Source organism: Streptococcus infantis (assembly GCF_019929665.1).
Lineage (GTDB): Bacteria > Bacillota > Bacilli > Lactobacillales > Streptococcaceae > Streptococcus > Streptococcus infantis_H.
In genome coordinates, this window is the sequence record NZ_JAHZPZ010000001.1 from 16981 (window position 1) to 37518 (window position 20538).

The 20538-nt window shown below is 41.0% G+C and carries 24 protein-coding genes, 1 pseudogene and 2 other annotated features; of the genes and pseudogenes, 22 read left to right on the forward strand and 3 right to left on the reverse strand.

The annotated features are described in order from the left end of the window. Positions 1 to 54 precede the first annotated feature (54 nt). The 10 genes from K1I61_RS00090 to trpA all read left to right on the forward strand — a co-directional run bounded on the left by K1I61_RS00090 (position 55) and on the right by trpA (position 10105). The gene (locus K1I61_RS00090; protein WP_004251491.1) at positions 55 to 747 is read left to right on the forward strand and encodes a sugar transferase; all 693 of its coding nucleotides are present in this window, start codon (positions 55 to 57) and stop codon (positions 745 to 747) included. A gap of 39 nt (positions 748 to 786) precedes the next feature. Further along, on the forward strand, positions 787 to 2013 hold the full coding sequence (locus K1I61_RS00095) for a DegT/DnrJ/EryC1/StrS family aminotransferase (RefSeq protein WP_223332544.1): 1227 nt from the start codon (positions 787 to 789) through the stop codon (positions 2011 to 2013). A gap of 66 nt (positions 2014 to 2079) precedes the next feature. After that, positions 2080 to 2304: a binding site (T-box leader), on the forward strand. Between the two features lie 63 nt (positions 2305 to 2367). After that, positions 2368 to 3546: a tryptophan synthase subunit beta gene (gene trpB, locus K1I61_RS00100; protein WP_223332545.1), complete on the forward strand. Its 1179-nt coding sequence runs from the start codon at positions 2368 to 2370 to the stop codon at positions 3544 to 3546. Next, positions 3543 to 3768: a binding site (T-box leader), on the forward strand. (Overlaps the previous gene by 4 nt.) Before the next feature lie 71 nt (positions 3769 to 3839). After that, positions 3840 to 5201, forward strand: coding sequence for an anthranilate synthase component I (trpE, locus tag K1I61_RS00105; RefSeq protein ID WP_223332546.1), 1362 nt, complete (start codon positions 3840 to 3842; stop codon positions 5199 to 5201). Next, positions 5198 to 5764: an aminodeoxychorismate/anthranilate synthase component II gene (locus K1I61_RS00110; protein WP_223332547.1), complete on the forward strand. Its 567-nt coding sequence runs from the start codon at positions 5198 to 5200 to the stop codon at positions 5762 to 5764. Before trpE ends, K1I61_RS00110 begins: the two co-directional genes overlap by 4 nt. 10 nt (positions 5765 to 5774) lie before the next feature. Continuing rightward, a complete protein-coding gene (trpD, locus tag K1I61_RS00115) occupies positions 5775 to 6779 on the forward strand; it encodes an anthranilate phosphoribosyltransferase (RefSeq protein WP_006146009.1) in 1005 nt (334 codons plus the stop codon). Further along, the gene (gene trpC, locus K1I61_RS00120; protein ID WP_223332549.1) at positions 6776 to 7543 is read left to right on the forward strand and encodes an indole-3-glycerol phosphate synthase TrpC; all 768 of its coding nucleotides are present in this window, start codon (positions 6776 to 6778) and stop codon (positions 7541 to 7543) included. The genes trpD and trpC overlap by 4 nt, the downstream gene beginning before the upstream one ends. Beyond that, positions 7530 to 8129, forward strand: a complete 600-nt coding sequence (locus tag K1I61_RS00125) for a phosphoribosylanthranilate isomerase (RefSeq protein ID WP_223332550.1) — start codon at positions 7530 to 7532, stop codon at positions 8127 to 8129. The genes trpC and K1I61_RS00125 overlap by 14 nt, the downstream gene beginning before the upstream one ends. Beyond that, positions 8107 to 9330 carry a tryptophan synthase subunit beta gene (trpB, locus tag K1I61_RS00130; RefSeq protein WP_223332552.1) on the forward strand — a complete coding sequence of 408 codons (1224 nt, stop codon included), beginning with the start codon at positions 8107 to 8109 and terminating at the stop codon, positions 9328 to 9330. Before K1I61_RS00125 ends, trpB (K1I61_RS00130) begins: the two co-directional genes overlap by 23 nt. Then, entirely contained in the window at positions 9323 to 10105 is a 783-nt protein-coding gene (gene trpA / locus K1I61_RS00135; protein ID WP_223332554.1) for a tryptophan synthase subunit alpha, read from the forward strand. Before trpB (K1I61_RS00130) ends, trpA begins: the two co-directional genes overlap by 8 nt. Here the strand turns inward: trpA and K1I61_RS00140 are convergent. Beyond that, positions 10077 to 10736 (reverse strand): prepilin peptidase, encoded by a 660-nt coding sequence (locus K1I61_RS00140; protein WP_223332556.1) that lies wholly within the window; start codon positions 10734 to 10736, stop codon positions 10077 to 10079. The two genes, trpA and K1I61_RS00140, sit on opposite strands and share 29 nt — an antisense overlap. A 70-nt stretch (positions 10737 to 10806) precedes the next feature. On the opposite strand from K1I61_RS00140, the gene K1I61_RS00145 reads away from it, so the two are divergent. The 8 genes and pseudogenes from K1I61_RS00145 to K1I61_RS00180 all read left to right on the forward strand — a co-directional run bounded on the left by K1I61_RS00145 (position 10807) and on the right by K1I61_RS00180 (position 14723). Next, positions 10807 to 11262, forward strand: a complete 456-nt coding sequence (locus K1I61_RS00145; protein WP_006152739.1) for a GNAT family N-acetyltransferase — start codon at positions 10807 to 10809, stop codon at positions 11260 to 11262. Between the two features lie 85 nt (positions 11263 to 11347). Further along, positions 11348 to 12097, forward strand: coding sequence for a tRNA pseudouridine(38-40) synthase TruA (gene truA / locus K1I61_RS00150; RefSeq protein ID WP_006148963.1), 750 nt, complete (start codon positions 11348 to 11350; stop codon positions 12095 to 12097). Continuing rightward, positions 12087 to 12860: a bifunctional hydroxymethylpyrimidine kinase/phosphomethylpyrimidine kinase gene (locus tag K1I61_RS00155; protein ID WP_223332557.1), complete on the forward strand. Its 774-nt coding sequence runs from the start codon at positions 12087 to 12089 to the stop codon at positions 12858 to 12860. The genes truA and K1I61_RS00155 overlap by 11 nt, the downstream gene beginning before the upstream one ends. After that, positions 12838 to 13298: pseudogene (locus K1I61_RS00160) on the forward strand (ECF transporter S component). The gene K1I61_RS00155 and the pseudogene K1I61_RS00160 overlap by 23 nt, the downstream one beginning before the upstream one ends. A 56-nt stretch (positions 13299 to 13354) precedes the next feature. Beyond that, positions 13355 to 13579, forward strand: a complete 225-nt coding sequence (locus tag K1I61_RS00165; protein WP_024053574.1) for a YqgQ family protein — start codon at positions 13355 to 13357, stop codon at positions 13577 to 13579. 5 nt (positions 13580 to 13584) lie between these two features. Further along, the gene (locus K1I61_RS00170) at positions 13585 to 13965 is read left to right on the forward strand and encodes a rhodanese-like domain-containing protein (RefSeq protein ID WP_045615282.1); all 381 of its coding nucleotides are present in this window, start codon (positions 13585 to 13587) and stop codon (positions 13963 to 13965) included. Positions 13966 to 14055: 90 nt separating this feature from the next. After that, on the forward strand, positions 14056 to 14283 hold the full coding sequence (locus K1I61_RS00175) for a hypothetical protein (RefSeq protein WP_004251438.1): 228 nt from the start codon (positions 14056 to 14058) through the stop codon (positions 14281 to 14283). 194 nt (positions 14284 to 14477) lie between these two features. Further along, complete coding sequence (locus K1I61_RS00180) at positions 14478 to 14723, forward strand: DUF4190 domain-containing protein (RefSeq protein WP_223332558.1); 246 nt, start codon at positions 14478 to 14480, stop codon at positions 14721 to 14723. A 29-nt stretch (positions 14724 to 14752) separates the two neighbouring features. Here the strand turns inward: K1I61_RS00180 and K1I61_RS00185 are convergent, their stop codons facing one another. Next, complete coding sequence (locus K1I61_RS00185; protein WP_223332559.1) at positions 14753 to 15478, reverse strand: 16S rRNA pseudouridine(516) synthase; 726 nt, start codon at positions 15476 to 15478, stop codon at positions 14753 to 14755. A gap of 161 nt (positions 15479 to 15639) precedes the next feature. Between K1I61_RS00185 and typA the strand changes: the two genes are divergently transcribed. Then, a complete protein-coding gene (gene typA, locus K1I61_RS00190; protein WP_004251427.1) occupies positions 15640 to 17481 on the forward strand; it encodes a translational GTPase TypA in 1842 nt (613 codons plus the stop codon). A 19-nt stretch (positions 17482 to 17500) separates the two neighbouring features. Next, positions 17501 to 17755: a DUF3165 family protein gene (locus K1I61_RS00195; RefSeq protein WP_004251425.1), complete on the forward strand. Its 255-nt coding sequence runs from the start codon at positions 17501 to 17503 to the stop codon at positions 17753 to 17755. Positions 17756 to 17808: 53 nt separating this feature from the next. On the opposite strand, the gene K1I61_RS00200 is transcribed toward K1I61_RS00195, so the two are convergent. Further along, the gene (locus tag K1I61_RS00200) at positions 17809 to 18777 is read right to left on the reverse strand and encodes an aromatic acid exporter family protein (protein WP_006152696.1); all 969 of its coding nucleotides are present in this window, start codon (positions 18775 to 18777) and stop codon (positions 17809 to 17811) included. Positions 18778 to 19006: 229 nt separating this feature from the next. Here K1I61_RS00200 and K1I61_RS00205 point away from each other — a divergent pair, with 229 nt between their 5' ends. After that, positions 19007 to 19573 carry a mechanosensitive ion channel family protein gene (locus tag K1I61_RS00205; RefSeq protein ID WP_223332561.1) on the forward strand — a complete coding sequence of 189 codons (567 nt, stop codon included), beginning with the start codon at positions 19007 to 19009 and terminating at the stop codon, positions 19571 to 19573. A gap of 51 nt (positions 19574 to 19624) precedes the next feature. Beyond that, entirely contained in the window at positions 19625 to 20530 is a 906-nt protein-coding gene (locus K1I61_RS00210) for a magnesium transporter CorA family protein (RefSeq protein WP_223332563.1), read from the forward strand. Positions 20531 to 20538 lie beyond the last annotated feature (8 nt).

The window sequence follows — 20538 nt, forward strand, 5'->3', positions numbered from 1 at the left end:
GGTATAATGTAGAATGTTAATAAAGATTATATATAAAAACAGAGGAGAATGTGCATGCTGAAATGGGATGAACTACCTCAAGAAATGCAATTGAGCGAGGTAAAACCATACTACCAGCTTGTGTCTAGAAGAAAAGGCTCACTGATTTTCAAGCGTTGTCTAGATTTGTTTCTAGCCGTAGTCTTGTTAATCTTGACCTCCCCCTTATTTCTTATTCTAAGCATCTGGATCAAGCTAGATAGCAAGGGTCCAGTTATTTACAAGCAAGTGCGGGTAACCCAGTACAACCGTCATTTCAAAATTTGGAAATTCCGGACTATGGTAACCGATGCGGACAAGAAAGGAAGTTTAGTAACTTCTGCAAATGACAGTCGTATTACAAAAGTTGGAAATTTCATTCGACGTGTTCGTTTGGATGAATTGCCGCAATTGGTCAATGTCCTCAAAGGAGAGATGTCTTTTGTAGGAACACGCCCAGAAGTACCACGCTACACAGAGCAGTATAGCCCTGAAATGATGGCTACCTTGCTCTTACCTGCGGGGATTACATCGCTTGCCAGCATTAACTATAAGGATGAGGATGCCATCATCAGTCAAATGACTGCAAAAGGTATGACAGTTGACCAGGCTTATGTGGAAAGAGTCCTTCCAGAGAAAATGCACTTTAACCTAGCCTACCTACGTGATTTTAATTTCTTCGGAGATATCAAGATCATGTTCCAGACTGTAGTTGAAGTTTTAAAATAAAGTAGTCACAAGAGTGAATACAGTAAAAGGAGTAAATCAATGACAAAGTATAATATTCCATTTTCACCACCCGATATTACCGAAGCTGAAATTGCTGAAGTAGCCGATACCCTTCGTTCTGGTTGGATCACAACAGGTCCAAAGACAAAAGAACTAGAGCGTCGTCTGTCCGTCTATACTCAAACGCCTAAGACAGTCTGCCTCAACTCTGCAACAGCAGCTCTTGAATTGATTTTGCGCGTGCTTGAAGTGGGGCCTGGTGATGAAGTTATCGTTCCAGCTATGACTTATACAGCATCATGTAGCGTTATCACTCACGTAGGTGCGACACCAGTTATGGTTGATATCCAAGGTGATACCTTTGAAATGGACTATGACAAGCTTGAGCAAGCTATTACTCAGAAGACTAAAGTCATCATCCCGGTAGAACTAGCAGGGATTATCTGTGACTATGACCGTTTGTTCCAAGTTGTAGAAAAGAAACGCGACCTCTTTACAGCGGCTAGCAAGTGGCAAAAGGCCTTTAACCGTATTGTGATTGTCTCTGATAGTGCCCATGCTTTAGGTTCAACCTACAAGGGACAACCAGCTGGTTCTATTGCAGACTTTACGTCATTCTCTTTCCACGCTGTCAAGAACTTTACAACTGCTGAAGGAGGAAGTGCTACTTGGAAAGCTAATCTAGCTATTGATGATGAAGAAATGTACAAGGAATTCCAAATCTTATCTCTTCATGGTCAAACGAAGGATGCGCTAGCTAAGATGCAACTAGGTTCATGGGAATACGATATCGTAACTCCTGCCTACAAGTGCAACATGACGGATATCATGGCTTCAATTGGTTTGGTACAATTGGATCGTTATCCTGACTTGCTTCAACGTCGTAAAGAAATCGTAACTCGCTATGACCGTGGATTTACAGGAACTCGGATTCACCCATTGGCTCATGAGACAGATGCAGTTGAATCTTGTCGTCACCTCTACATCACCCATGTAGAAGGAGCAAATCTCGAACAACGCAACCAAATTATTCAAGAATTAGCCAAGGCAGGAATCGCAAGTAACGTCCACTACAAACCACTTCCGCTTTTGACAGCCTATAAGAATCTTGGCTTTGATATGGCAGATTATCCGCGAGCTTATGCCTTCTTTGTAAACGAGATTACACTACCACTTCACACGAAATTAACGGACGAAGAAGTAGATTATATCATTGAGACTTTTGTCAGAGTTTCTGAAGAAATTCTAGGTACTTCACAAAAATAATTAAAAAAATTAGTAAAAAATGAATGAAAACGATTGACAAAGAAAAAACAATAACATATAATTAACTCAACAAATCAGAAAAGTAGTTATTTTTGATCTTCAGGGAGCCTGTGGTTACTGTGAACAGGTGTTTGAAACTAGTGAAATTGGGCTGATTTTAAAAGTGAATTTGAAACAATGAAAATTCGGTAGGCACACCTTACAGTGCAACTTGTTGTTAGACAAGGCAGAGATGTAAAGGAGATATTCTCTTTACAAATGAGGTGGTACCGCGTTACAAACGCCCTCACATGGAAGTAAATTCCGTGTGTGGGCTTTTTCATATTTTGGAACAATGGAAAAGAGGAAAAATTTATGACAACTAAAGGTTATTTTGGACAGTTTGGTGGTAGTTTTGTACCAGAACCAATTCAGGCTTTATTAGATGAGTTGGAAGTGACTTTTGATAAATACAAGGATGATCCAGAATTTTTGGCAGAATTTCGCCATTACTTGAAGGATTATTCAGGTCGTGAAACACCGCTTTATTTTGCGGAGAGTTTGACAGATTACTTAGGTGGCGCTAAGATTTATCTCAAGCGCGAAGACCTTAACCACCTGGGTTCTCACAAGCTTAACAACGTTTTAGGGCAGATCCTTCTTGCCAAACGCATGGGTAAAAAACGTGTGATTGCAGAGACAGGAGCTGGCCAGCACGGTGTTGCGACAGCTGCAGCTGCAGCCAAATTTGGTATGGCCTGTGATGTCTACATGGGGGCAGAAGATGTGGAACGTCAACGTCTTAACGTCTTCCGTATGGAGATGATGGGAGCAACTGTTCATGCAGTTGAAACGGGAACACGTACTCTGAAGGATGCGGTCGATGCAGCCTTTGGTGCGTGGATGAATGACCTTGAAGCTTTCTACGTTTTAGGTTCAGCTGTAGGACCTCACCCTTATCCAACGATTGTTCATGAATTCCAAAAAGTTATTAGTGAAGAGTCTCGACGTCAGATCTTGGAAAAAGAAGGACGTTTGCCAGACTACGTCATTGCCTGTGTGGGTGGTGGTTCTAATGCCATCGGTGCCTTCTCGCAGTATGTAGCTGATGAAGAAGTTAAATTGGTTGGGGTAGAAGCTGCTGGTCACGGTTTAGATACCGACAAACACGCGGCAACAATGACCAAGGGTAGTGTAGGAATTGTCGATGGAATGAAAACCTATGCAGTCTTTGGCGAAGATGGAAATGTTGCACCTGTTTACTCTATCTCTGCTGGTTTAGACTATCCAGGGGTTGGACCAGAACACGCCTTCTTTAAAGACTCTGGTCGTGTAGAGTATGTTGCAGCGACTGATGAAGAGGCTGTCCAAGCCTTGCTTCTACTTAGCAAGACTGAAGGAATTATCCCAGCTATTGAAAGCTCCCATGCTATCGCAGAAGCAGTCAAACGAGCACCAAAACTAAGTAAAGACGAGATTATCGTCATTAATGTCTCTGGTCGTGGAGACAAGGACGTAGCTGCTATTGCAGACTACCTTGAAGATAAAAAATAAAAGATGGAAAAGATACAGAGATTTCTCTCACAGAGAGCTTGTGGTTGCTGAAAACAAGCAGAGAAAGCTGTAAGGTTGGGTCCGTCTGAAATGAGAGAAGAAAACATGATTCTCAAGGGAGTGCCCTTTATCGCACAGCCTGTTACAAGAAGGTTCTGAGACAGGAATGAGAGATAGGAGAAATCCTATAATTGAGGTGGCACCGCGAATTTCGTCCTCACGCAAGTTATTTTGCGTGGGGATTTTTTGTAGAATAAACACGGGATTTAAGAAGAACTGAAAGGGAAATTACAATGGAACGAATCATTCACGGAGATGTTTTATCACCAATCTTGGCGTATATGCGCTTGAACGGAGAACACAAGGTCATACTTGAAAGTATCCCAAGAGAAAAGGAAAATGCTCGATTTTCTATCTTAGCCTACAACCCAGTTTTTGAAATTAAGTTTGAGAATGGAGTTCTTTATCAAAATGGTCAAGTGATTGATCGTGAACCCTTGGATTTCCTCTATGAGGTGACTCATAAGAGCCAGCACCATTCAGACCTACCTTTTGGTGGTGGAGCCATCGGCTTTGTTGGCTATGATATGATTTCTCTCTATGAAGAAATTGGCCAGCTTCCGGAGGATACGATTGGGACACCAGATATGCATTTCTTCGTATATGAGAGTTACATAGTTTTTGACCACAAGAAAGAAAAAATTCATATCATCGAGGATGCTCTCTACAGTAATCGTAGCAATGATGAGCTAGAAGTTGCTTTAGATCAGGTTTTAGAGGATTTAAAAATCCCTGCTCCAAATGAATTTGAAGACTTGGACGTTTCTCCACTTCAGTTTAGATCACATATTGCACCTCAGAAATTTGAAGAAATGGTAGAAACAGCGCGCGACTTGATTCGCAATGGAGATATGTTCCAATGTGTGCTCAGTCAGCGTTTCTCAGCAGAAGTAACTGGAAATCCTTTTGACTTCTACAGAAATCTCCGAGTAACAAATCCATCAAATTACCTCTACTTTTATAACTTTGGAGATTATCAAATCATCGGTGCCAGTCCTGAGAGTTTGGTTTCCGTAAAAAACGGCATTGTAACAACAAATCCGATTGCAGGTACGCGACCTAGAGGTGCCAATGATGAAGATGATGCAGCTTTAGCAAATGACCTACTTTCTGATGAAAAGGAAACGGCAGAACACCGAATGCTAGTAGACTTGGGACGTAATGATATTGGTAGAATTGCTGAAACAGCAAGTGTCCAAGTAACCAAGTATATGGAAGTCGAACTTTTCCGATATGTCATGCATTTGACCAGCGTAGTTAAAGGACGTTTGTTACCAGAACTGACTGCCATGGATGCCTTGAAGGCGACTCTTCCTGCAGGAACAGTATCGGGGGCACCAAAGATTCGGGCCATGAAACGCATCTATGAATTAGAAACAGAGAAACGAGGCGTCTATGCAGGGGCTATCGGTTACCTATCAGCAACTGGAGACATGGATTTCGCTATTGCAATTCGAACCATGATTCTTAAAAATAAAAAAGCCTACGTACAGGCTGGTGCAGGGATTGTTTATGATTCCATTGCTCAAAATGAATACCAAGAAACCATTAACAAGGCTAAATCTATGACTAGAATTGGAGAACTAAGACCATGATTTTATTGATTGACAACTATGATTCTTTTACCTATAACTTGGCTCAATACATTGGGAATTTCGCAGAAGTGCAGGTTTTGAGAAATGATGATTCCAAGCTGTATGAAGAAGCTGAAAAAGCAGACGGTCTGGTCTTTTCTCCCGGTCCTGGTTGGCCAGTGGATGCCGGAAAGATGGAAGACATGATTCGTGATTTTGCAGGTAAGAAGCCAATTCTTGGGATTTGTTTGGGTCACCAAGCTATCGCAGAAGTCTTTGGTGGGAAGCTAGGCTTGGCTCCAAAAGTCATGCATGGGAAACAGAGCCATATCAGCTTTGAAGCGCCATCTGTTCTCTATCAAGGCATTGAGGATGGTCGTCCAGTCATGCGCTATCACAGCATTTTGATTGAAGAAATGCCAGAAGAGTTTGAAGTGACAGCTCGTTCGACTGATGACCAAGCTATTATGGGAATTCAACACAAAAGCCTGCCGATTTATGGCTTCCAGTACCATCCAGAAAGTATCGGAACGCCAGATGGCTTGTCTTCTATTCGGAATTTTATCGAGAAGGTTGTAAAGTGAGGAAACTAGGATGAAAGAGATTATTGAAAAATTAGCGAACTTTGAAGATTTATCAAGTGTTGAGATGACAGATGTGATCGAACGCATCGTAACAGGGCGAGTGACAGAAGCACAAATCGCTTCACTCCTTTTAGCCCTCAAGATGAAGGGAGAAACACCTGAGGAAAGAACAGCCCTCGCCCAAGTTATGAGAGGACATGCTCAACACATTCCAACCAACATTCAAGATGCTATGGATAACTGTGGTACGGGTGGAGATAAGTCATTTAGCTTTAACATCTCAACAACTGCAGCCTTTGTCTTAGCAGGTGGTGGCATCCACATGGCCAAACATGGAAATCGTTCTATCTCTTCTAAATCTGGTTCAGCAGATGTCTTGCAAGCTTTGGGAATCAATATTGACCTCAAACCAGCACAATTAGGTAAGGTATTTGACCAAACAGGAATCGTCTTTCTCTTTGCCAAAAACATGCACCCAGCTATGAAATATATCATGCCAGCACGCTTGGAATTGGGAATTCCAACCATCATGAATTTGACAGGTCCACTCATTCACCCAATGGTCTTGGAAACACAGCTTCTAGGAATTAGTCGTCCAGAACTTCTAGAAAGTACAGCTCAGGTTTTGAAAAACATGGGCCGCAAACGTGCTATCGTAGTAGCTGGTCCAGAAGGATTGGATGAAGCTGGTTTGAATGGTACTACCAGCATTGCCCTTCTTGAAAATGGTGAAATCACTTTGTCAACCTTTACCCCAGAAGATTTGGGAATGGAACGTATTGCCATTGAGGACATTCGTGGGGGAAATGCGCATGAGAATGCAGCCATCCTTGTCAGTGTTCTTAATAACGAACCAAGTCCATTCTTGGAAACAACAGTCTTAAATGCAGGTCTAGGATTCTACGCCAATGGTAAAGCAGATAGTATCAAGGACGGAGTTGAATTGGCACGTCAAGTGATTGCCAGTGGTAAGGCCCTTGAAAAACTCAGACTATTACAGGAGTATCAAAGATGAGTCAGGAATTTTTATCACGTATCCTAGAGCAAAAGGCGCGTGAAGTTGAAAAGATGGAGCGAGAGGAGCTTCAATCCTTGCGTCAAACTTATCGATTGAGTGAATATTTAAAAAATCATCAAGACCGTTTGCAAATCATTGCTGAGGTCAAAAAGGCAAGCCCAAGTCTAGGTGATATCAATCTTGATGTGGATATCGTACAACAGGCCCTGACTTACGAGGCTAACGGCGCGGTTATGATTTCTGTTCTGACAGATGAGGTTTTCTTTAAAGGGCATTTGGATTATTTGCGGGAAATTTCCAGTCAGGTAGAGATTCCGACGCTCAACAAGGACTTTATCATCGATGAAAAGCAAATCATCCGTGCTCGCAATGCAGGTGCAACAGTTATCTTACTCATCGTAGCGGCCTTATCTGAAAAACGACTCAAGGAGCTTTACGACTACGCGACAGATCTTGGTCTAGAAGTTTTGGTGGAAACTCATAATCTTGCTGAACTGGAAGTGGCTCATAGACTTGGAGCTCAAATTATTGGTGTTAACAATCGCAATTTAACAACCTTTGAAGTCGACTTGCAGACCAGCGTAGAGTTGGCCAAACACTTTAAGGATGATTGCTTCTACATTTCCGAATCTGCTATTTTTACAGAGGAGGATGCAAAACGAGTAGCACCATACTTTAACGGAATTTTAGTAGGAACAGCCCTCATGCAAGCAGAAGATGTAGCCCAGAGAATCAAGGAGTTGCAGATTGACAAAGGTTAAGATTTGTGGACTATCGACCAAAGAAGCCGTAAAAACAGCTGTTTCAGCTGGAGCAGACTACATTGGTTTTGTCTTTGCTCCTAGCAAAAGACAGGTGACCTTGGAACAAGCAGCAGAGCTGGCTAAGATCATTCCTACAAATGTGAATAAAGTTGGTGTATTTGTTTCACCCAGTCGGGAGGACTTACTAGAAGCGATTGAAAAGGTTGGCTTAGACTTGGTGCAGGTTCATGGTCAGGTAGTAGATAAACTATTTGAAAATTTACCTTGTGGCAGCATTCAGGCTGTTCAGGTCGATGAAAGGGGGCATGTACCCAATTCTCAGGCAGATTATCTACTCTTTGATGCACCTGTCGCAGGGAGTGGACAAACATTTGACTGGGGTCGACTGGATACGACAGAACTAGCCCAACCTTTCTTCATCGCAGGCGGGCTAAATGAGGACAATGTAGCAAGAGCAATTCAGCATTTCTCTCCCTTTGCAGTAGATGTATCAAGCGGAGTAGAAACAAACGGACAAAAAGATCATGAAAAGATTAGAAGATTTATAGAGAGGGTAAATAATGGCATATCAAGAACCAAATAAAGATGGATTTTACGGAAAATTCGGTGGACGTTTTGTCCCAGAAACGTTGATGACAGCAGTATTGGAATTGGAAGAGGCTTATCGTGAAAGTCAGGCAGATCCAAGTTTTCAAGAGGAGTTAAACCAACTTTTGCGCCAGTATGTAGGTCGTGAAACTCCTCTTTACTACGCAAAAAACTTGACCCAGCATATCGGCGGAGCCAAGATTTACCTTAAACGTGAAGACCTCAACCATACAGGCGCCCACAAGATTAACAATGCCTTAGGACAAGTTTTACTGGCTAAACGCATGGGCAAGAAGAAAATTATCGCTGAAACAGGAGCCGGTCAGCATGGTGTGGCAACTGCAACAGCTGCGGCACTCTTTAACATGGAATGTACCATCTACATGGGCGAGGAAGATGTCAAACGCCAAGCCCTCAACGTTTTCCGCATGGAGCTTTTAGGAGCTAAGGTAGAGGCTGTGACAGATGGATCTCGCGTGCTCAAGGATGCGGTCAATGCAGCCCTTCGTTCTTGGGTTGCAAATATCGATGATACCCACTATATCCTTGGTTCTGCCTTGGGGCCTCATCCTTTCCCAGAAATTGTTCGTGACTTCCAAAGTGTTATCGGTCGAGAAGCCAAGCAACAGTACCGTGATTTGACAGGTGAAAATCTGCCAGATGCCCTAGTAGCCTGTGTTGGTGGTGGTTCGAATGCTATCGGGCTCTTCCATCCATTTGTGGAAGATGAGACAGTAGCTATGTATGGTGCTGAAGCAGCAGGACTCGGTGTGGATACAGAGCACCACGCAGCTACCTTGACCAAGGGTCGTCCAGGTGTTCTTCACGGTTCGCTTATGGATGTGCTCCAAGATGCTCATGGTCAAATCTTAGAAGCTTTCTCAATCTCAGCAGGTTTGGACTATCCTGGTATCGGTCCAGAACATTCTCATTACCACGATATCAAACGTGCGACCTATGTACCAGTGACAGATGAAGAGGCCTTGGAAGGATTCCAACTCTTGTCTCGTGTAGAAGGAATTATCCCTGCTTTGGAATCTAGCCATGCCATCGCCTTTGCGGTGAAATTAGCCAAAGAACTTGGACCAGATAAGTCTATGATCGTCTGTCTATCAGGTCGTGGAGACAAGGATGTGGTTCAAGTCAAAGACCGCTTGGAAGCAGATGCAGCAAAGAAGGGAGAAGCTCATGCCTAAGACCTTAACCGAAAAATTGACAACTCTTAAAGCAGCAAAAAAGGGAATTTTTGTTCCCTATATCATGGCTGGAGACCATGAAAAAGGATTAAATGGACTTGCTGAAACAATCCACTTTTTAGAAGACTTGGGTGTGTCTGCCATTGAGATAGGAGTTCCCTTTTCAGACCCTGTTGCAGACGGTCCAGTTATCGAAGAAGCAGGCTTGCGCAGTCTAGCTTGCGGAACCTCTACCCAGGCTTTGGTTGAAACTTTGAAGACTATTGAAACAGAAGTTCCACTTGTTATCATGACCTATTTTAACCCCCTCTTTCAGTACGGTGTGGAGAAATTGGTTAAAGACCTTTCTGATACAGCGGTTAAAGGTTTGATTATTCCAGACCTACCTCATGAACATGCTAATTTTGTAAAGCCCTTCTTGGCAGGTACAGACATTGCTCTGATTCCACTTGTCAGCTTGACGACAGGAATGGAGCGTCAAAAGGAACTCATTGAGGGAGCTGAAGGTTTTGTCTATGCCGTTGCTATCAATGGGATCACAGGGAAATCAGGAAACTACCGAGATGATTTGGACAAGCACTTGGCTCAACTGCATCAAGTAGCAGATATTCCAGTCTTGACAGGATTTGGTGTATCTACACAGGATGATGTAGAACGCTTTAATGCAGTATCAGACGGCGTCATCGTCGGATCCAAGATTGTTAAGGCTCTACATGAAGGACAAGTAGCAGAAATCGCTGACTTTATCATGCAAGCAGTAGCTTACCAAAAATAATCATACAAGCAGCAAGCAAGAGGAAAGGTACAAAAGGTAGTCTTTCCTTTTTCTTTAGTAGGAGAAAGGCTAGAATGCCAGTTGTGGAAGAAAATTGAATTAAAATCAGCATTTCAGTTAGGCTAAAAATAAGTGCACAAGAGGCCAGAAAGAGAAAATCCCCTGCACCTATGCGGATATCGATGAAGTGAGCCAAAATTCCCAAGATAAGAAAGAAAATCATAACCAGATTCCAACTACAGAAAAACATGAGGATTAAGTGAAAAATTAGCCAGACGATCAAGGGATATTCCTGATGACGAACGTCGTAGATGCCCAAAGTCAAGCCGGCAGTTATCAAGATGACTTGCCCCAAAGTTAAAAATCCCACAGACTCAGCTAGAAAGAGCAGTCCCAAGGACAACTCAAAGAAAGCATACCAGACAGGATAGCTTGACTTGCAATAGCGACAGCGAAAGCGATTGAATACCTGTGAGAGAAATGGAATCAAATCCAGTGGTCTCAAGCGAGTCTGACAAGAATCACAGTGACTAGCAGGGAAAACAATGGATTGCTCAGGGAAACGATCAATGACTAAGCCTAGAAAGGAAGCAAGAATAGCTCCAACAAGAAAAAAGTAAAGATGAATCATACTTATTAATTCGGAAAAAATAAGAGAAAGAGTATAATAGTTGGATAAAGGAGAAATTTTAGGAGCAAATATGAAAATTCACTTTGAAAAAGGACTTCAGATAGAAAATGCCCAACTCATTTGTCGCTGGTCTAATGCTTTGGGAGAGAGTTTTCAGAAGCAATGGATGGGACCCAAAATTTCTTATCCCTTGATTGTCCAATCCTTACAAAAACTGGAAGGAATTTTTTCAATATTTGAAGGACAAGAGTTTGTGGGGCTTATCCAGAAAATCAGGCTAGAAGACAGGAATCTTCATATCGGGAGATTTTTTATCAATCCTCAGAAACAGGGGCAGGGATTAGGTAGCCAGGCTTTAAGGAAATTTGTTAGTTTGGCCTTTGAAAATGAAGACATAGATACTATTTCTCTAAATGTCTACGAGGCAAATCAAACAGCTTACAATCTTTACCAAAAAGAAGGATTTGAAATCGTTCAAATGGTTGAAGTACCTGTACGAAAATATATAATGAGAAAATCGAGGTAAGGACTAGTTGATATCTAAAACTGCACCCGTACAATTTTTGGTTTTCAAACTTGTTGCAGAGAAATTTTCTTGATAAAATAGATACATGACTAGATATAAAGCAATCATTTCCTATGATGGCTACGCCTTTGCTGGCTTTCAACGGCAACCACACGCGCGTAGTGTCCAAGAGGAAATTGAAAAAACTTTAACCAAATTAAATAAAGGGCAGGCCATTACCATCCATGGTGCAGGGCGAACGGATAGTGGTGTTCATGCGCTAGGGCAGGTTATCCACTTTGATCTTCCCTATCAGATGGATGAGGAAAAGCTTCGCTTTGCTCTCGATACTCAAAGTCCTGAAGATATAGATGTCATTTCGATTGAGGTAGTGGCTGATGATTTTCATTGCCGTTATGCCAAGCATAGCAAGACCTACGAGTTTATCGTGGATAGGGGTCGTCCTAAAAATCCTATGAGACGTCATTATGCCACCCACTATCCCTATCCACTTGATGTGGAACGCATGCAAAAGGCTGTGAAGAAATTAGAAGGAACCCATGATTTCACCGGTTTTACTGCTGCCGGAACAAGTGTGGAGGACAAGGTAAGAACGATCACGGAAGCCAGTCTTAGGGTTGACGAAACAGGTCAGTTTTTGACCTTTACATTCTCAGGCAATGGTTTCCTCTATAAGCAGATTCGAAATATGGTTGGGACCTTGCTGAAAATTGGCAACAATCGTATGCCAATTGAGCAGATTGACCTGATTTTGGAGAAAAAAGACAGACAGTTGGCAGGTCCAACTGCAGCACCCAATGGTTTGTATTTGAAGGAGATTCGTTATGAAGAATAATCGTATTTTAGCACTTTCAGGAAATGATATTTTTAGTGGTGGTGGATTAGCTGCTGACCTTGCGACCTATACTTTGAATGGTTTGCATGGATTTGTAACCATGACTTGCTTGACTGCTTTGACAGAAAATGGCTTTGAAGTCTTTCCAACTGATGAGACTATTTTCCAACAACAGTTGGATAGCCTCAAGAGTGTAGACTTTGGAGGGATTAAGATTGGTCTATTACCAACGGTCGGTGTTGCTGAAAAAGCCCTCAACTTTATCAAGGAGCGCACAGGTGTTCCTGTTGTCTTGGACCCTGTTCTCGTTTGTAAGGAGACTCATGATGTTGCTGTCAGCGAGCTTTGTCAAGAGTTGATTCGCTTTTTCCCTTATGTGACTGTGATTACACCTAATCTTCCTGAGGCAGAGTTGCTTGCAGATCAAAAGATTGAAAGTCTGGAAGATATGAAAAATGCAGCCAAAAAACTTCATGATTTGGGTGCGCCAGCAGTGATTATCAAGGGTGGAAATCGTCTCAGTCAGGATAAGGCTGTGGATGTCTTTTATGATGGAGAGAATTTTACCATTCTTGAAAATCCAGTCATTCAAGGACAAAATGCTGGTGCAGGATGTACCTTTGCGTCAAGCATTGCCAGCCAGTTAGTCAAGGGAGAGGAACTCTTACCAGCAATTGAAAGTTCCAAAGCCTTTGTTTACCGAGCTATTGCACAAGCAGATCAATATGGAGTGAGACAATATGAAGCAAACCAAAACAACTAAAATCGCCCTAGTATCCATCTTAGCAGCCAGTTCGGTTGTATTAGGTTATTTTATTAAAATCCCGACCCCAACCGGAATTTTTACACTTTTGGACGTTGGAGTCTTCTTTACAGCCTTTTACTTTGGTAGCCGTGAAGGAGCCGTTGTCGGAGGTTTAGCAGGATTCTTAATTGACCTCATTTCAGGTTATCCTCAGTGGATGTTTTCAGCTTGATTTTCCATGGTTCGCAGGGATATTTGGCAGGTGTTAAAGGGAAATGGCAATGGCTAGGATTAGTCTTGGCGACTATTTTCATGGTAGCTGGTTATGCCTTGGCATCAGCTTGGATGAATGGTTGGGGAGCAGCCATACCGGAAATCATCCCAAATCTCTTGCAAAATATCGTTGGAATGACTCTAGGCTTTCTCCTTTGTCATAGTGTGAAGAGATTCAGATAATAGTGAAAAAGGAATCCTTAAGGGAACTATTGAAAAAACTCTGATTATTTGCTAAAATGAAAGCTATGAAAACACTCTACGATGTGCAACAATTTCTCAAACAGTTCGGTATTCTTGTCTATATGGGTAAACGTCTCTATGACATTGAACTGATGAAGATTGAACTTTCTCGAATCTATGATGCAGGCTTGATGGACAAGCTGGATTATCTAGAAGCGGAAGCTGTTCTTCGTAGAGAGCACAAACTAGAATTAGACTATTTAGAAAAAAATGGAGATTAAGTATTATGGTAACTTGGGTATTATGGGGACTTGTCGTAGCAATGTTGGCATGGATGGGGTACAACTATCTTCGCATTCGTCGAGCAGCGAAAATCGTAGACAATGCAGAGTTTGAGTCTTTGATTCGTATAGGTCAGTTGATTGACTTGCGTGATCCAGCTGACTTCCACAGAAAACATATCCTCGGAGCTCGTAATATTCCTTCTAATCAATTGAAGACAAGTCTTGCAGCTCTTCGCAAGGATAAACCTGTCCTTCTATATGAAAACCAACGTGCGCAACGTGTTACAAATGCAGCACTGTTTTTGAAAAAACAAGGTTTCTCAGAAATCTATATCCTTTCTTACGGATTGGATTCTTGGACAGGGAAGGTGAAATCTAATTAACAATGTGAAAAAAACTTGTCACATATGTTTAATATAGAAAACCGATTTTTTATGGTATAATAGTAATATAAATTTTAAGGAGTTTTTATTATGCAAGAAAAGAAAAAAGCATCGCTTGTTTTAGGTATCCTATCTATCGTCCTTGGTTTGTTATCTCCAATCGTAGGTCTTATTTTGGGTATCATTGGTCTTGTCTTGGCTAATTCGCACGAAAAACAATCTGGACTAGTGTATAAAACAGAAAAAATTCTCAATATCGTAGGTATTGTCATCTCTGTACTTAACTGGATTGCAGCCCTCGTAATGATTTTTGGCTAATCAAAAAACAAAAAAAAGCTTTATGTTTAAAGCTTTTTTTGTTTGATTCACTTTTCGTTAAGTGGTTTTTAATGATTTTCAATTCTTTCTGGCTCAGGGACAGGTTTGTATAGTTCTAAAACTTGTTACCTAATAGATAAAGCCGGTTTTTATGGTATTATTAATGAGTATCAAAATTAAGGAGTTTTTATAAAATGAATGCGCAGCAAAAGAAAAAAGCATCACTTGTTTTAGGTATCCTATCTATCGTCCTTGGATTGCCATCTCCAATAGTAGGACTGATTCTAGGTATCGTTGGACTAGTCATAGCTAATTCAAGTCAAAAAGAATCTGGTCTAGACTTTAAAAGAGAAAGAATCCTAAGTATCGTGGGGATCGTAGTTTCTGTCCTTAGCTGGATTTTGGACATCGCTTTATTTTATAGCTTAGCAAGAATCTAAAAAAGCTTTAGTTTTAAAGCTTTTTTGTTTTATCCACTTTTCTCTAAGTAGTTTTTAATAATTTTCAACTCCTCTTTATTCAAGGGTCGGTATTGACCTTCTGCTAGATCAGGATCTAATAGAAAATCTCCGAACTGAACTCGTTTGAGGGCAGTGACCTTGACACCAACTGAGAGGAACATTTTCTTGACCTGATGAAATTTCCCTTCAGAGATGGTGATGGTGCCTCGGCTGAGACTAGGGCTTGAAGATAGAATCTCAAGCTGAGCAGGTTTACAAATAGTTCCATCAAGAAAGACAATCCCGTTTTTGAACTGCTGGATGTGATCTGGTGTGAGCAAGCCGTTCACCTCAACTTGATAAGTTTTATCGACATGATATTGAGGGTGGAGAAGTTGAAAACCTAGAGGGCCATTGTCCGTTAAGAGGAGGAGCCCTGTCGTATCTCGATCTAGCCGACCGATAGCATAGTGTTGGTCTGATTGGAGGTGTTGAGGTAGTAAGTCCATAACCGTTGGGAGCTTCTTGTCCTTGCTTGCTGTCACGACACCACTTGGTTTGTGAAGCATGAGATAGGTGTGCTCATATCCTTGGATTTTTCTACCCTGAAAAATCAACTCTTGCAATCCCGTATCAACATTCTGTGCAAGGGAAATTGCAACTTGTCCATCTACTAAGATTTCTTTTTTTAGGAGAGCCTGTTTCATGGTTTTTCGACTGATTTTTTTCTTGGCTAATAAATTATCTAAACGCATACCAGCCTATCTTATCACAAGTCGGGATTTTTGAAAAGAAAAGATAAGTCATGAATTTTCTTTTGAAAACATTTACACTTACTTGAGTTAAGTCATTTGCTTAAAATTGTGGTATAATTGCTCAGTTAGAAAATAAAATTTTGAATATAACAGAGGAAATCATGACAAAATTAAGAGAAGATATCCGTAATATCGCGATTATCGCCCACGTCGACCACGGTAAAACAACCCTCGTTGACGAATTATTAAAACAATCTGAAACTCTTGATGCGCGTACAGAATTAGCTGAACGTGCAATGGATTCAAACGATATTGAAAAAGAGCGTGGAATTACCATCCTTGCGAAGAATACAGCAGTTGCCTACAACGGAACTCGTATCAATATCATGGACACACCAGGACACGCGGACTTCGGTGGAGAAGTTGAACGTATCATGAAAATGGTTGACGGTGTAGTCTTGGTAGTGGATTCTTACGAAGGTACTATGCCTCAAACTCGTTTCGTATTGAAAAAAGCTTTGGAACAAGACCTTGTCCCAATCGTTGTTATCAATAAAATTGACAAACCATCAGCTCGTCCAGCAGAAGTAGTGGATGAAGTTTTGGAACTCTTCATCGAGCTTGGTGCAGATGATGATCAGCTTGACTTCCCAGTAGTCTATGCTTCAGCAATCAACGGAACATCTTCATTGTCAGATGATCCAGCAGACCAAGAAAAGACTATGGCGCCAATCTTTGATACCATTATTGACCACATTCCAGCTCCAATCGATAACTCAGATGAGCCACTTCAATTCCAAGTGTCACTCTTGGACTACAATGATTTCGTTGGTCGTATCGGTATCGGACGTGTCTTCCGTGGTACTGTTAAGGTCGGAGACCAAGTTACTCTTTCTAAACTTGATGGTACAACCAAGAACTTCCGTGTTACAAAACTCTTTGGTTTCTTTGGTTTGGAACGTCGTGAAATCCAAGAAGCTAAGGCTGGTGACTTGATTGCCGTATCAGGTATGGAAGACATCTTCGTTGGGGAAACAATCACTCCAACAGATGCAGTTGAAGCTCTTCCAGTTCTTCACATCGACGAACCTACTCTTCAAATGACCTTCTTGGTTAACAACTCACCATTTGCTGGTCGTGAAGGTAAATGGGTCACTTCTCGTAAGGTTGAAGAGCGTCTTCAAGCAGAATTGCAAACAGACGTATCTCTTCGTGTAGATCCAACAGACTCACCAGATAAATGGACAGTTTCAGGACGTGGGGAATTGCACTTGTCAATCCTCATCGAGACTATGCGTCGTGAAGGTTATGAGCTTCAAGTATCTCGTCCAGAAGTTATCGTCAAAGAAATCGATGGTGTGAAGTGTGAGCCATTTGAGCGCGTGCAAATCGATACTCCAGAAGAATACCAAGGATCTGTTATCCAAAGCCTTTCTGAACGTAAGGGTGAAATGTTGGATATGATTTCAACTGGTAATGGTCAAACTCGTTTGGTCTTCCTAGTTCCTGCGCGTGGTTTGATTGGATATTCAACTGAGTTCTTGTCAATGACTCGTGGTTACGGGATCATGAACCATACCTTCGACCAATACTTGCCATTGATTCCAGGGGAAATTGGCGGACGTCACCGTGGTGCCCTTGTTTCGATCGATGCTGGTAAGGCTACAACCTACTCTATCATGTCTATCGAAGAACGTGGTACTATCTTTGTCAACCCAGGTACTGAGGTTTACGAAGGAATGATCATCGGTGAAAACTCTCGTGAAAATGACTTGACTGTTAATATCACGAAGGCAAAACAAATGACTAACGTTCGTTCTGCTACTAAGGACCAAACAGCGGTTATCAAAACTCCTCGTATCTTGACACTTGAAGAATCACTTGAGTTCTTGAACGACGATGAGTACATGGAAGTAACGCCTGAATCGATTCGTTTGCGTAAGCAAATCCTCAACAAGGCAGAGCGTGAGAAAGCAAACAAAAAGAAAAAATCAGCTGAATAAGAGCTAGAAAGAGATAAAGATGGTCTATTTAATCATAGGGATACTCTTATTACTACTCTATGTATTTGCGACACCTCAAAGTATCAAGGGGACGGTCAACGTTGTAATATTAGTCTTTGGACTTGTTGCCCTCGTAATCTTGTTGCTCTTGTCTGCCCTACAGATTTTCCAACTTCCAGCAGAAATCTTTATTACATTGGGAATGCTGGCTCTTACTTACTTTAGTTTGAGAGATATCAGTCTCATGTCGATTCGAAAGAAGCGCGAAAATTAAATCTATTCATAACAAAAAACTTCTATCAGCAACTCAGTTGCCGATAGAAGTTTTTATTTGTTACTGTTTTTGTCAGAATAACGGTTGTAGAAATCTACTTTTATCTGGATAAAATGTTCTAATTCACGAAAGAGTTGTAGAAGCGTAGCCCGTGTCTCAAACTCTTCTCTAGTTTTAGGGAGAGATCGATTGCGAAACACCTCTAGGTAGCTCTCGATATCATTCAATAAGTCGTAGGCTGGATTGGTTTGACTCAGTTGGCTAGCTGTTTTTGAAAAGAGCTGAGCGACAATCAAACTCTCACTAGCGGCTAGTTGGCATGTGTTAATCTGTTGAGCCATATTTCTTAAGATACGCGTTTGTCTTTGCCGCATCTCAAAGTAGTGGATATGATAATCTGTCTGGTGAAAGAGATGGTCAGAGTGATCGAGGTAAACTAGCTTAAGAGCATCCTCAAGCAGTTGATCAAGTTCATTTACAAGTTGAGCCTGATTACGGCCATCTCCTCTTTTCAGATAGTAAGAAAGCCGTAGAAGAACATCTCTGAGTTTTTCTTCAACAAGCGTATGATAATGTTGAATTTCTTTTTCACGTGAAGGCATGTAGAGATTGACCAGAAGTGCAAATCCAGTACCGATTAGGAAGAGTAAGAGCTCATTCAGTAAAAGTGCTGGTGTTGTTGATTGTTGGATTAAGAGATGGCTGACCAGAACGCTACTAGGAGTGATTCCAATTTCCCAACCCAGTTTATAGGCTAGAGGAACATAGATTGCTAAGTAAAGTCCAAAGCTCCAGATATGATAACCAGTTAGTTGAAAGGCAATAACACCAACTAAGAGAGCTAGAAGAGTTGAAAAAAGTCTATTGCGGGCTAGCTTGATCGTGCTTCTTCGAGTATCAGAAAGACTCAAGATAGCAATGATACCAGCTGAAACAGCTGATGACAAATCAAAAAAGTAGGCTAGTAAACAAGCAAAACAGGTTGCCAGGACTAGTTTAAGAGTGCGTTGTGTGATAGACATAGGATACTTCCTTGAGATAAATGCTTTAAAGTTTTAGTAGTAGGTAAGGTAGAAAGGTCTATTCCAAGAGAGTTATTGAGAAAATAATTTGTTCTCCATGTAGTGGTTTGATTATAGTATAAATATGTTTTGAAATCAAGTGAATCTAATAATAGTATAGGCAGAATGAATATTTATGAAGCCAGACACAACTTCGTTTTGTGGTATAATAATTAGAAAGGAGTTTTACATGCAAGAATTTTTTAAAAGTTATTTTAATAAGCTAGATTTAACAACGGTATTTGAGAATCTTTTAACGAAAGTGATTTCTCTTTTAATTTTATTTGTGCTATTTTACATAGCTAAACAGCTTCTCCACGCAGCTGTCAAGAAAATTGTCAAGCCTTCACTTAAGTATTCAAATCGTGATGCAGGACGACAAAAGACAATATCGCGTTTATTAGAAAATATTTTTAATTACACCCTTTATTTCTTTTTAGTTTACTGCATTTTGTCTATCCTAGGACTTCCTGTATCCAGTTTACTAGCTGGTGCTGGGATTGCCGGAGTTGCAATTGGTATGGGGGCGCAGGGCTTCTTATCAGATGTTATCAATGGCTTCTTTATTCTCTTTGAACGCCAGTTGGATGTAGGAGATGAAGTTATTTTGACAAATGGTCCCATTACTGTATCGGGAAAAGTAGTTAGTGTCGGAATTCGAACCACTCAACTAAGAGGTGAAGACCAGGCTCTCCACTTTGTTCCCAACCGTAATATTACTGTGGTTAGCAATTTTTCAAGGAAAGAAGAGAACTGAAATTTTACCTCTTTTATGGTACAATAGAAAGAGTTTGGTAAAGGAGAAACGATGTTTTTAGATGAGCAATTAGGAAATGGTTGTGTTTGGATCAATCTAGATGTAGAAAAAATTAAAAATCTTGAAGATTTATCTGAAATCTACGGATTGGATAAGGAAACCATCGAATATGCGCTGGATAAAAACGAACGTGCCCATATGGATTACAACCGTGAGAATGGGACTGTGACCTTTATCTACAATGTTCTGGACTTAGAAAAGGACAAGGATTACTATGAAGCGATTCCCATGACCTTTATCGTTGAAAACAAACGAATGATTACCATCAGCAACCATAAGAATGCTTATGTCATTGATCAGATGTTAGCTTATCTGGATAGCCATGAGTTGCTTTCTATTTACAAATTTCTTTTTGCTAGTCTAGAAATCATTAGTAACGCCTATTATCCAATCATTGAAAAGATGGATAAGAGTAAAGATGAAGTCAACAGCTTACTTCGTCAGAGAACAACAAAGAAAAATCTCTTCGCCCTCTCTGACTTGGAGACTGGTATGGTTTACTTAACAGCAGCGGCAAAACAAAATCGACTTTTATTGGAACATATCCAAGGTCATGCTCTTTATCGGAGATTTAACGATGTCGAACGAGAGCAGTTTGATGATGCGATGATTGAAGCCCATCAGTTGGTGTCTATGACAGATTTGATTTCTCAAGTCTTGCAACAACTCTCCGCTTCTTACAACAACATCCTAAACAATAACCTGAATGATAGTTTGACAATTTTGACCATTATCTCCGTCTTACTAGCAGTACTTGCGGTTATTACAGGTTTCTTCGGAATGAATGTTCCTCTACCATTTACAGAAGAGCCAAATGCTTGGATTTATATCTTAATGGCTAGCTTGATTTTATGGGCAGCCTTATCTCAATGGCTGAAGAAAATTACTAGGAAATAAAAGAGAAG

What these genes read in the sequence shown, in the direction of transcription:
- trpC (WP_223332549.1), top strand. Translation starts at nt 6,776, where the DNA reads ATGAGTCAGGAATTTTTATCACGTATCCTAGAGCAAAAGGCGCGTGAA.
- K1I61_RS00145 (WP_006152739.1), top strand. Translation starts at nt 10,807, where the DNA reads ATGAAAATTCACTTTGAAAAAGGACTTCAGATAGAAAATGCCCAACTC.
- trpB (WP_223332545.1), top strand. Translation starts at nt 2,368, where the DNA reads ATGACAACTAAAGGTTATTTTGGACAGTTTGGTGGTAGTTTTGTACCA.
- K1I61_RS00165 (WP_024053574.1), top strand. Translation starts at nt 13,355, where the DNA reads ATGAAAGCTATGAAAACACTCTACGATGTGCAACAATTTCTCAAACAG.
- K1I61_RS00170 (WP_045615282.1), top strand. Translation starts at nt 13,585, where the DNA reads ATGGTAACTTGGGTATTATGGGGACTTGTCGTAGCAATGTTGGCATGG.
- K1I61_RS00155 (WP_223332557.1), top strand. Translation starts at nt 12,087, where the DNA reads ATGAAGAATAATCGTATTTTAGCACTTTCAGGAAATGATATTTTTAGT.
- K1I61_RS00210 (WP_223332563.1), top strand. Translation starts at nt 19,625, where the DNA reads ATGTTTTTAGATGAGCAATTAGGAAATGGTTGTGTTTGGATCAATCTA.
- K1I61_RS00140 (WP_223332556.1), bottom strand. Translation starts at nt 10,736, where the DNA reads ATGATTCATCTTTACTTTTTTCTTGTTGGAGCTATTCTTGCTTCCTTT.
- K1I61_RS00180 (WP_223332558.1), top strand. Translation starts at nt 14,478, where the DNA reads ATGAATGCGCAGCAAAAGAAAAAAGCATCACTTGTTTTAGGTATCCTA.
- K1I61_RS00195 (WP_004251425.1), top strand. Translation starts at nt 17,501, where the DNA reads ATGGTCTATTTAATCATAGGGATACTCTTATTACTACTCTATGTATTT.
- truA (WP_006148963.1), top strand. Translation starts at nt 11,348, where the DNA reads ATGACTAGATATAAAGCAATCATTTCCTATGATGGCTACGCCTTTGCT.
- trpE (WP_223332546.1), top strand. Translation starts at nt 3,840, where the DNA reads ATGGAACGAATCATTCACGGAGATGTTTTATCACCAATCTTGGCGTAT.
- trpB (WP_223332552.1), top strand. Translation starts at nt 8,107, where the DNA reads ATGGCATATCAAGAACCAAATAAAGATGGATTTTACGGAAAATTCGGT.
- trpD (WP_006146009.1), top strand. Translation starts at nt 5,775, where the DNA reads ATGAAAGAGATTATTGAAAAATTAGCGAACTTTGAAGATTTATCAAGT.
- K1I61_RS00205 (WP_223332561.1), top strand. Translation starts at nt 19,007, where the DNA reads ATGCAAGAATTTTTTAAAAGTTATTTTAATAAGCTAGATTTAACAACG.
- trpA (WP_223332554.1), top strand. Translation starts at nt 9,323, where the DNA reads ATGCCTAAGACCTTAACCGAAAAATTGACAACTCTTAAAGCAGCAAAA.
- K1I61_RS00110 (WP_223332547.1), top strand. Translation starts at nt 5,198, where the DNA reads ATGATTTTATTGATTGACAACTATGATTCTTTTACCTATAACTTGGCT.
- typA (WP_004251427.1), top strand. Translation starts at nt 15,640, where the DNA reads ATGACAAAATTAAGAGAAGATATCCGTAATATCGCGATTATCGCCCAC.
- K1I61_RS00175 (WP_004251438.1), top strand. Translation starts at nt 14,056, where the DNA reads ATGCAAGAAAAGAAAAAAGCATCGCTTGTTTTAGGTATCCTATCTATC.
- K1I61_RS00090 (WP_004251491.1), top strand. Translation starts at nt 55, where the DNA reads ATGCTGAAATGGGATGAACTACCTCAAGAAATGCAATTGAGCGAGGTA.
- K1I61_RS00095 (WP_223332544.1), top strand. Translation starts at nt 787, where the DNA reads ATGACAAAGTATAATATTCCATTTTCACCACCCGATATTACCGAAGCT.
- K1I61_RS00200 (WP_006152696.1), bottom strand. Translation starts at nt 18,777, where the DNA reads ATGTCTATCACACAACGCACTCTTAAACTAGTCCTGGCAACCTGTTTT.
- K1I61_RS00185 (WP_223332559.1), bottom strand. Translation starts at nt 15,478, where the DNA reads ATGCGTTTAGATAATTTATTAGCCAAGAAAAAAATCAGTCGAAAAACC.